Genomic DNA, 9,603 nt, shown 5'->3' on the forward strand with positions numbered 1-9,603 from the left:
GCTGAGCGTGGCGCAGAGCCTGCGCGGCTTTGCCTACCTGTCCGCCTACGGCTGCAAGAGTGTTGAAGAGACGATTGCTTACCGCAGCAACTTCAGCCAGCGCGAAGGGATGCTGATCTGGCCTGACTTCATCAGTTTTGACACCGTGCTGAAGGCGGACGCGACGGCTTACGCCACCGCCCGCGCGCTGGGCCTGCGCGCCAAAATCGACGAGCAGACCGGCTGGCATAAATCCCTGTCAAACGTCGGTGTGAACGGCGTCACCGGCATTTCAAAAGACGTTTTCTGGGACCTGCAGGACCCGGCCACTGATGCGGGCCTGCTGAACCAGAACGATGTCACCACGCTGATCCGCAAAGACGGCTTCCGCTTCTGGGGTTCCCGCTGCCTCAGTGATGACGCGCTGTTTCAGTTTGAGTGTTACACCCGCACGGCGCAGGTGCTGATGGACACGATGGCAGAAGCGCAGATGTGGTCCGTTGACGGCGCGCTTAACCCGTCGCTGGCCCGTGACATTATTGAAAGCATCCGCGCGAAGCTGCGCAGCCTGGTAAACCAAGGCTATCTGATTGGCGCGGACTGCTGGCTGGACGAGAGCGTGAACGACAAGGACACGCTTAAGGCGGGCAAGCTGCTGATTGACTATGACTATACGCCGGTGCCGCCATTGGAAAATCTGCTGCTGCGCCAGCGCATCACTGACCAGTACCTGGTCGACTTCAGCAGCCGCGTCAGCGCATAAGGAGACGGAAAGATGGCATTACCCCGCAAACTCAAGCATCTGAACATGTTCAACGCAGGCAACAACTGGCAGGGGCTGGTTGAGTCCGTGACGCTGCCGAAATTCACCCGCAAGTTTGAGAAGTATCGCGGTGGTGGCATGGCCGGTGCTGTGGACATCGACATGGGCCTGGACGATGGCGCGCTGGACACGGAATTCACCATTGGTGGCACTGAATCGCAGCTGTTTAAGCAGATGGGCACCACCACCGTGGACGGCATTCAGCTGCGCTTTACCGGCTCCATTCAGCGCGACGATACCGGCGAAGTGCAGGCGGTCGAGCTGGTCACGCGCGGACGCTATAAAGAGCTGGATTCCGGCGAATGGAAAACCGGCGAATCCAGCACCACCAAAGTGTCCGGCACCAACAGTTACGCAAAGCTGACCATCAACGGTGAAGTGCTCTATGAGTGCGATCTGGTAAACATGATCGAAATCGTGGGCGGGACCGACATGATGGAAGCGCACCGCAACGCGCTGGGCCTGTAATCACCCCGGCAGGCGCTAAGCCTGCCGCTTATCTCTCTTTTTAACGGAAAAGCAGCATGACTGATAAAACCGCTCCAAATGAAAAAACCGTTGAGCTGGACACCCCGATCCTGCGCGGTAAAACAGAAATCACCTCCGTCACCGTGCGCAAGCCGCAGTCCGGTGCGCTGCGCGGCACCCGCCTGCAGGCGCTGCTGGACATGGACGTGAATGCACTGATCACCGTGCTGCCGCGTATCACCACCCCGGCGCTGACCACAGCGGAAATTAACGAAATGGACCCCGCCGATCTGGTGAGCCTGTCGGTAGAGGTAGTCACTTTTTTGCTGAAGAAGTCGGTCCTGTCGGATTTAGCGACGGCCTGACGGTAGACGATCTGGTGGCGGATATCGCCACCGTCTTTCACTGGCCGCCCTCCGTTACCGAGTCCATGACGCTGACCGAGGTTCTTGAGTGGCGGCACAAAGCAATCCTGCGACACAGGGCCAGCGATGAGTGATAAAAATCTGCGTTTGCAGGTCGTTCTGGGCGCGGTCGATAAGCTGACGCGCCCCTTCCGCAGCGCCCGCGACAGCACGCGAGAGCTGGCTGGCACACTGCGTGACACGCGCAACACCCTCAAAGGGCTGGATGCTCAGGCCGGGCGTATCGACGGCTTTCGCAAGACCCGCTCACAGCTTGCCATTACCGCGAATAACCTTAAAGCCGCCCGCGAAGAAGCGGCGCGGCTGGCCGTGCAGTTTACGGAAACAAATAAGCCTACCGCCGCGCAGGCCCGCGTGCTGGAGCAGGCAAAAAACCGCGCCAGCCAGCTGCAGCAGACTTACAACGGGCTGCGCCTGTCGGTGCAGCGTCAGCGTGAGGCGCTGGGCGCTGCCGGTATAGACACGAAGAAACTGAGCCAGGCACAGCGCGATCTTAAAAGTCAGTCGGACGAGGCGCGCGCCGCCATTGACCGGCAGCAGCTGGCGCTTAAAAAGCTGGGAGAACGGCAGGCAAAACTGAGCGCGGTACGCGAGCGATATTCCCGATCGCTTGAGGTGCGCGATCGCGTGGCCGGTGCCGGTGCGGCAACGTCTGCCGCCGGGCTGGCAATGGGCGCGCCGGTGCTGGCCGCCGTGAAGTCTTCAGCGGCAATGGAAGACGCCATGAAGGGTGTTGCAAAGCAGGTCAACGTGCTTCGCGACGATAGCGGCAACCGTACAAAGCAGTTCTATGACATGCAGGCCGCCATCAAAGCCGCCAGTGAGCAGCTGCCGATGGAAAACGGCGCGGTGGATTACGCCGCACTGGTTGAGGGCGGCGCGCGCATGGGCGTGACAAACCAGAATGATTCCTATGAGGACCAGAAGCGCGACCTGATGGCCTTTGCCACCACGGCGGCGAAGGCGTCTACCGCGTTTGAGCTGCCCGCCGGTGAGCTGGCTGAAGGGCTGGGCAAGATTGCGCAGTTGTACAAAATCCCCACACGCAACATTGAGCAGCTGGGCGATGCGCTGAACTACCTGGACGATAACGCCATGTCCAAAGGTTCGGACATCATCGACGTGCTGCAGCGTATGGGCGGCGTGGCTGACAGGCTGGACTACCGCAAGGCCGCCGCGCTTGGCTCAACATTCCTCAGCCTGGGCGCAACATCGGAAACCGCCGCCAGTGCAGCGAACGCTATGGTGCGCGCGCTGTCCGTTGCGACCATGCAGGGCAAGTCGTTTATGGGTGGCATGGCGCTGCTGAAACTCGATCCGGCAAAGATTGAAAAGCAGATGACCACGGACGCGATGGGAACTATCCAGCGCGTGCTGGAAAAGGTGAATAACCTGCCTGCTGATAAGCGCCTAACGGCCATGACGATGGTTTTCGGTAAGGAGTTCGGCAAGGATGCGGCCAAACTCGCTAACAACATGCCGGAGTTGAGGCGACAGCTGCAACTGATGCAGGGCGACGGGGCGAAAGGCTCCATGCAGAAAGAGTCAGACATTAATAAGGACTCGCTTTCCGCGCAGTGGATGCTGACCAAAACCGGCGTTTCCAACACCATGAGCGGCCTGGGCGACTCGCTGCGCACGCCGCTCATGGACATCATGAACATGGTGAAAAAAGTCACCGGCGTGACCCGTCGCTGGGTGGAAAACAACAAGGAGCTGGCGGGAACGCTGGTAAAGGCAGCGGCGGTCATATCCGTGATTGTGCTGGCGTTGGGTACACTCATGATCGGCCTTGCTGCGGTGCTGGGGCCGATGGCGCTGCTTCGACTCAGCTTTAACGTGCTGGGGATAAAAGCATTCAGCGCCTTCGGGCTGATTAAAAGCGGCCTCGGCATCGTGGGGAAAAGCGTGCTGTGGTTGGGAAGACTGATGTTCGCGAACCCGATTTTGGCCGTTATTGGGCTGATCGCTGCCGGAGCTTTTATTATCTGGAAGAACTGGGGCACCCTGGGGCCGAAGCTTTCCGCCATGTGGGACGCGATTAGCACAAAGGTCAGCAGCGTGTGGACCGCAATCCGCACCTACATCAGCACAAAGTGGGCGGAAATTGTTTCCGGTGTGAAGGCGCTGCCTGCGCGTTTTCAGGAAGCCGGATCGCAGATGATTGACGGACTGATGGCGGGCATCAGCCAGAAATGGGATGCGATTAAAAACAAGCTGTCGTCACTGACCGACTATCTGCCGGATTTTCTGAAGCCGGGCACCGATAAGTCCGGCGGCCCGCAGCTGCCGCGCGCGGCGCAGGCAAAAACGGGGGGCGGTGTATCCCTGCCGCCGGGCGGTTTTCCGGCGTTTGCGGGCATGTACGACAGTGGCGGCTTTATCCCGTCCGGCAAGTTTGGTGTGGCCGGTGAGAACGGACCGGAGCTGGTCAGCGGTCCGGCGAACGTGACCAACCGCCGGAGGACCGCACGGCTGGCGGCACTGGCGGCGCTGACGCTGGGCGGTGCCGGAACGACAGCGGAGGCTCAGCCGCTGCACCCGCTGAGCCTGCCCGCGCAGGCGTACCGGCAAGAAGCACCAAGTCAGACGTCTGCCGGTGGCAGTGTGGCACCGGTCAGCATTCACGCACCCATCACCATAGTTCAGCAGCCGGGCCAGAACCAGCAGGATCTTGTTGATGAGGTAATGCGCAGGCTGGAGGCAAAAGAGCGGCAGGCGCGGGCCCGCGCCCGCAGCAGTTACCGGGACAGGGGAGGATTTGAGGAATGATGATGACGCTGGGCTTATTTGTTTTCATGCTGAGGACGGTGCCCTATCAGGAACTGCAGTATCACCGCAGCTGGCGTTTCCCATCAAACAGCCGCGTAGGCGTGAGGCCGTCGCTGCAGTTCTTAGGCCCGGACAACGACACGCTGATACTTTCCGGCGTGCTGCTGCCAGAGATTACCGGCGGCAGGCTGTCGCTGTTTGTGCTGGAGCAGATTGCAGAGCTGGGCCGCGCGTGGCCGCTTATTGAGGGCAGCGGGACGATTTACGGCATGTTCGTGATTGAAAGCCTGAGTCAGACCAAAGCGGAGTTCTTCAGCAGCGGCGTGTGCCGCCGCATTGAATTCACGCTGACGCTGAAGCGCACCGATGAATCGCTAGGCGAGATGTTCGGCAGCCTCAGCGATCAGCTGTCTGCCATGCAGGGCGCCGCAGTTACCGCAGCCGGTAAGGTCAGCGCCGCAGCGGGAGGGTTATTCTCATGATGACAACCCCGTGGATTAACGGCCAGCAAAATTCCCCCGCCTTCCGGCTGACGATGGATGGGGCAGACATCACGCAGAAGCTGGAAAAGCGCCTGCTGAGCCTGACGCTCACCGACAACCGGGGTTTTGAGGCGGACCAGCTGGACATCGAGCTGGACGATGCGGACGGCCAGCTGCAGCTGCCGCGCCGGGGCGTCATGCTGTCGCTGTCGCTGGGCTGGCAGGGAGAGGCACTTTTTCCGAAAGGGAGCTATACGGTTGATGAAATCGAGCACAGCGGCACGCCTGACCGCCTGACGCTGCGGGCGCGCAGCGCTGACTTCCGGCAGACCCTGAACACGAAGCGGGAGAAGTCCTGGCACAAAACCACAGCGGGCGAAATTGTCAGGGATATCGCCGGGCGGCATAAGCTGAAAGCGGCGATGGGTGAGGATATGGCCGCGACAGAAATTGACCATCTTGATCAGACCAACGAATCAGATGCCAGCTTTCTGATGCGCCTGGCTAAACAGTGCGGTGCGGTGGCCTGCGTCAAGGACGGTAATCTGCTGTTTATCCGCCAGGGGCAGGGGAAAACGGCAAGCGGCAAAGCGCTGCCGGTTATCACCCTTCAACGCAGGGACGGGGACGGCCACCGCTTCACCCTGGCGGACCGGGACGCCTACACAGGCGTGATTGCCAGCTGGCTGCACACCCGCGAACCGGCAAAGAAGCCGGTGGCGAAGGTGAAGCGCAGGCGACGTAAAGCCCCGGTGAAGAAGAAAAAGGAACCGGAGGCGAAGCAGGGCGATTACCTCATCGGCACGGATGAAAACGTGCTCGTACTGAGCCGCACTTACGCGAACCGGGGCAATGCAGAGCGGGCGGCCAAAATGAACTGGGAGCGCCTGCAGCGCGGTGCAGCGACGTTTTCCATACAGCTGGCGAAGGGACGCGCGGATCTTTATACAGAAATGCCGGTAAAGGTCAGCGGTTTTAAGCAGCAGATAGATAAAGGAGAATGGATCATCACAACGCTGACACATAGTTTGAGCGCTGACAGTGGATTTACTACGCATATTGAACTTGAAGTGAAAATTGATTCACTTGAAATGGAATAACTCTATCTCATAATGGGTTTATTGAGTAAAATTAATCTCATTTGGGTTTGGAGAAAACATTATGATGAATTGTCCCTTGTGCGGGAAGGCCTCACACACACGCAGTAGCTTTCAGGTTTCAAAGACAACCAAAGAGCGTTACAACCAGTGCCAGAACATTAACTGCGGCTGTACGTTTAAATCTCACGAGACGGTAGCAGAAATTATTATGAAACCGGGAACTGTAAAAGAGGTTCCGCCGCATCCCGATCGGAGTCTCCAGGGCACGCTTTGGATGTGAAAAGAAATCACAGCAACCTGCTTCGGCAGGTTTTTTTTCGCATGAAGAAAAAAAAGGTGCTGCCATTTTGCTGCCAATGACCACCGCACAAACAAAAAAGCCACCTCTGAAAGGTGGCTTAACTGCCTGATTTAACAGGTAAAATCTGGTGGCCCCTACTGGACTTGAACCAGTGACCAAGCGATTATGAGTCATATGAATAGCTTGTTTCATCATTTTTCATTTTTAACCATATTTTGATTTTAATAGTTTTAAAACAGTATGTTATCGACGACATGTCGTTTCATGTTGTGCCGGGTATTTGCTTTCAGTATCATCCTTACGTCACCTGCTACATCACCCAGAAAACAGCAATATAATTCTTGTAAGGACTCTCTTTTGGCAGACAATCTAACGGACTCAATGGTGCGCGGCCTTAAAGCTCGCGATTCGGCTTATCAGGTTTGGGACAAGAGTGGTGAGCGCGGAGCAGGGCGTCTGGGCGTTAAAGTTGAGCCATCAGGGCAGCGAGTTTTCTACTATCGCTACTACTGGGATGCTAAGCGCCACTTTATTCAGTTAGGTCGTTACCCTGAAATGTCGTTAGCTCAGGCTCGTCAGCTTGCTAAAGGTTATGCTGGTACGCTGAAGGAAGGTAAGAACCCTAAGGTCGAAAAGGCTGAACAGGAAATTGCGCTGGAAAAGCAAAAGCGTGCTGAACAGTTAAAGGGCAGCATCGAGCAGCTTATTCAGGGCTACACCAACAAAATGCGGGAAGATGGAAAGCGGACATGGCAGCAGGTGCTATACCGTCTGGAAAAGGAGACCTATTCCTTTATCGCCAAAGATACGAAAGCTAACGAAGTCACACCGCTACATATTAAACAGATTTTGTCTGCCATCATTCAGCGCGGGGCGAGCGTTGAAGCGAACCGTGTGCGCTCTTATCTGATGGCAGCTTTCAACTACGGGCTCAAAGCGGACAACGATCCGGCCAACCACCAGCAGAACGTGATGTTTGGACTTGAGATGAACCCGGTGAGCGTCATCCCTAAGCAGTCGGCAGCAGAGAAAGCGGGAACCAACTGGCTGAAGTTGAATGAGCTGCAACAGCTGATGGGTGACTTTCCCAAAACGCCAAGCGTTGGCTGCACGGTGAGCTTGCTGCTTAATTTATGTGTTTACGCTGGTGGTCAGCGCCCGCATGAACTGGCTTCCAGTCGGTGGGATGCCGTTAATTGGGAAGAAAGAACGCTGTTGATCGTCGCTGATGTATCAAAGAACAAGCGTGACCATCTCGTTCCCTTAACAGATTCAGCGGTAGAAATTCTTGAAAGGCTGAAGGTGGAAAACGTTAACGATAGTCCGTTTATCTTCTCGCAGCGACTGGATGCGGGCAAGCATCTTCGTACTGACAGCTTTGCGCAGGCAATCATCTATTATCGCGAGCATTTCCCTGATCATCCGGTTTTTGTTGCGAGAGATTTGAGGAGGACCTGTAAAACGCTGATGGGCGAAATCGGTGTATCCAAAGAGTTGCGCGACCGCATTCAAAACCATGCATTACAGGATGTCAGCTCAAAGCACTATGACCGTTATGATTATCTTGTAGAGAAAAGAAGGGCATTAGAACAGTGGGAAAACAGGGTTAATCATGTTGAGCTGGCCACCAGCAATGTAGTGAACTTATTTCAGAGAGGATGAGAATTGGCTAAATCTAGTCTCAATTCTTTGAAGCGCATACGCCAGTCTGGTTCATCGGACAGCGTATTGTTGAATAGACTGGGTGACCAGCCCTCAGAATTAAATACAAGGCTCAGTTAGTAATGTCAGATCCTTCACTCTCAGAATTACCCTTTCTCCAGCTCGCTGAAAATTCAGACGGCGTCTGATAATTCAGCGTGGAGTGCGGCTACATTCGTTATAATCCTGACGCCATTCGCTGATGGTTTTCCTGGCATGATTGACGTCGCTGAACCAGTGTTCATTCAGGTATTCATCGCGAAAGCGTCCGTTAAAACTCTCAATAAATCCGTTCTGTGTCGGCTTGCCGGGCTGGATAAGTCGCAGCTCCACTCCATGCTCAAAGGCCCACTGATCGAGCGCGCGGCAGGTAAACTCCGGGCCCTGATCGGTTCTGATGGTAGCCGGATAGCCGCGAAACAGCGCAATGCTGTCCAGAATATGCGTGACCTGCACGCCCGAAATCCCGAAGGCAACAGTAACCGTCAGGCATTCCTTTATGAAGTCATCGACGCAGGCAAGGCACTTGATCCTGCGACCGGTAGCCAGCGCACCCATGACGAAATCCATCGACCAGGTCATGTTGGGCGCCGCCGGGCGGAGCGGCAGCAGACGTTCTGTTGCAAGCCCTTTACGACGACGTCTGCGTTTAACGCCCAGCCCGTTCAGATGACAAAGGCGGTACACGCGCTTGTGATTAACCATAAGCCCTTCACGGCGCAGTAACTGCCATATGTGGCGGTAGCCAAAACGCCTGCGCTCCAGTGCCAGTTCAGTCATGCGCTCTGATAAATGGGCATCAGCCGCCGGACGCTGAGCGTCATAGCAGCAGGTCGAAAGGGACAAACCTGTGAGTCTGCAGGCACGACGTTGCGACAGACCGGTCGCATCACACATCAACACCACGACTTCGCGCTTCTGGTCTGTCGTCAGTACTTTCGCCCAGGAGCCACCTGAAGCGCCTCCTTATCCAGCATGGCTTCTGCCAGCAGCTTCCTGAGTCTGGCGTTCTCTTCCTCAAGTGACTTCAGGCGCTTAACCTCAGGCACCTCCATGCCGCCATACTTCTTACGCCAAATATAAAACGTGGCGTAAGAAGTATGGCGTGCTTACGGCAGAGCTCTCGGGCAGAAACTCGGGCTTCAGCCTCGCGAAGAATACTGATGATCTGTTCATCGAAAAAACGCTTCTTCATGGGGATGTCCTCATGTGACTTATGAAAACATTACTAACACCGCAGAGTATTAATCAACGGGGAGCAGGTCAATCTTACTGAAGAGCTGACAAATGAAACCTGCAGACAGCTTTTAAGCCAAACCAGAACATAAAGGGGGATTAAGAGTAAGAATCGTCCTGGTCTCTGTGCGCTCATGAAATTTATAAGCTTTACTAATGGGGTAAGTTCCCTAAGGCCTGAAGCAATATTGCCTGGCAGGAGTATTAAGCTATGAGCGCACATCGTGGTGGTAAAGGTAATTTCGCCGAGGACTCAGTACGCGCATCTGAGGCCGGCAGAAAAGGCGGGAAGGACAGCGGCGGTAACTTCAGAAAT

10 protein-coding genes and 1 pseudogene are annotated in these 9,603 nt (G+C 56.0%); 10 read left to right on the forward strand and 1 reads right to left on the reverse strand.

Annotation, left to right across the window (positions count from 1 at the left end):
* The 9 genes from RTK32_RS13660 to RTK32_RS13700 all read left to right on the forward strand — a co-directional run.
* Positions 1-742 (forward strand): phage tail sheath subtilisin-like domain-containing protein (locus RTK32_RS13660; RefSeq protein ID WP_312044819.1); only part of this gene is annotated, 742 nt, incomplete at its 5' end.
* A 12-nt stretch (positions 743-754) separates the two neighbouring features.
* Complete coding sequence (locus RTK32_RS13665; RefSeq protein ID WP_312044821.1) at positions 755-1,270, forward strand: phage major tail tube protein; 516 nt, start codon at positions 755-757, stop codon at positions 1,268-1,270.
* A 56-nt stretch (positions 1,271-1,326) separates the two neighbouring features.
* A complete protein-coding gene (locus RTK32_RS13670; RefSeq protein WP_134161849.1) occupies positions 1,327-1,635 on the forward strand; it encodes a phage tail assembly protein in 309 nt (102 codons plus the stop codon).
* A 14-nt stretch (positions 1,636-1,649) separates the two neighbouring features.
* Positions 1,650-1,769, forward strand: coding sequence for a GpE family phage tail protein (locus RTK32_RS13675; protein WP_033786692.1), 120 nt, complete (start codon positions 1,650-1,652; stop codon positions 1,767-1,769).
* Complete coding sequence (locus tag RTK32_RS13680) at positions 1,762-4,467, forward strand: phage tail tape measure protein (RefSeq protein ID WP_312044824.1); 2,706 nt, start codon at positions 1,762-1,764, stop codon at positions 4,465-4,467. The genes RTK32_RS13675 and RTK32_RS13680 overlap by 8 nt, the downstream gene beginning before the upstream one ends.
* Entirely contained in the window at positions 4,464-4,949 is a 486-nt protein-coding gene (locus tag RTK32_RS13685; protein WP_312044826.1) for a phage tail protein, read from the forward strand. The genes RTK32_RS13680 and RTK32_RS13685 overlap by 4 nt, the downstream gene beginning before the upstream one ends.
* Entirely contained in the window at positions 4,946-6,049 is a 1,104-nt protein-coding gene (locus RTK32_RS13690) for a phage late control D family protein (protein WP_312044828.1), read from the forward strand. Before RTK32_RS13685 ends, RTK32_RS13690 begins: the two co-directional genes overlap by 4 nt.
* Before the next feature lie 61 nt (positions 6,050-6,110).
* On the forward strand, positions 6,111-6,329 hold the full coding sequence (locus tag RTK32_RS13695; protein WP_312044830.1) for an ogr/Delta-like zinc finger family protein: 219 nt from the start codon (positions 6,111-6,113) through the stop codon (positions 6,327-6,329).
* A gap of 378 nt (positions 6,330-6,707) precedes the next feature.
* A complete protein-coding gene (locus RTK32_RS13700; protein ID WP_154926758.1) occupies positions 6,708-8,012 on the forward strand; it encodes a site-specific integrase in 1,305 nt (434 codons plus the stop codon).
* A 112-nt stretch (positions 8,013-8,124) separates the two neighbouring features.
* Here RTK32_RS13700 and RTK32_RS13705 read toward each other — a convergent pair.
* A pseudogene (locus RTK32_RS13705) lies at positions 8,125-9,246 on the reverse strand (IS3 family transposase).
* 252 nt (positions 9,247-9,498) lie between these two features.
* On the opposite strand from RTK32_RS13705, the gene RTK32_RS13710 reads away from it, so the two are divergent.
* A partial coding sequence (locus tag RTK32_RS13710; RefSeq protein WP_312044834.1) for a KGG domain-containing protein occupies positions 9,499-9,603 on the forward strand: 105 nt, incomplete at its 3' end.

This window comes from Erwinia sp., assembly GCF_031978025.1.
GTDB lineage: Bacteria > Pseudomonadota > Gammaproteobacteria > Enterobacterales > Enterobacteriaceae > Erwinia.

Coding starts and splice junctions, on each gene's coding strand:
- RTK32_RS13665 (WP_312044821.1), top strand. CDS start 755: ATGGCATTACCCCGCAAACTCAAGCATCTGAACATGTTCAACGCAGGC.
- RTK32_RS13670 (WP_134161849.1), top strand. CDS start 1,327: ATGACTGATAAAACCGCTCCAAATGAAAAAACCGTTGAGCTGGACACC.
- RTK32_RS13680 (WP_312044824.1), top strand. CDS start 1,762: ATGAGTGATAAAAATCTGCGTTTGCAGGTCGTTCTGGGCGCGGTCGAT.
- RTK32_RS13685 (WP_312044826.1), top strand. CDS start 4,464: ATGATGATGACGCTGGGCTTATTTGTTTTCATGCTGAGGACGGTGCCC.
- RTK32_RS13690 (WP_312044828.1), top strand. CDS start 4,946: ATGATGACAACCCCGTGGATTAACGGCCAGCAAAATTCCCCCGCCTTC.
- RTK32_RS13695 (WP_312044830.1), top strand. CDS start 6,111: ATGATGAATTGTCCCTTGTGCGGGAAGGCCTCACACACACGCAGTAGC.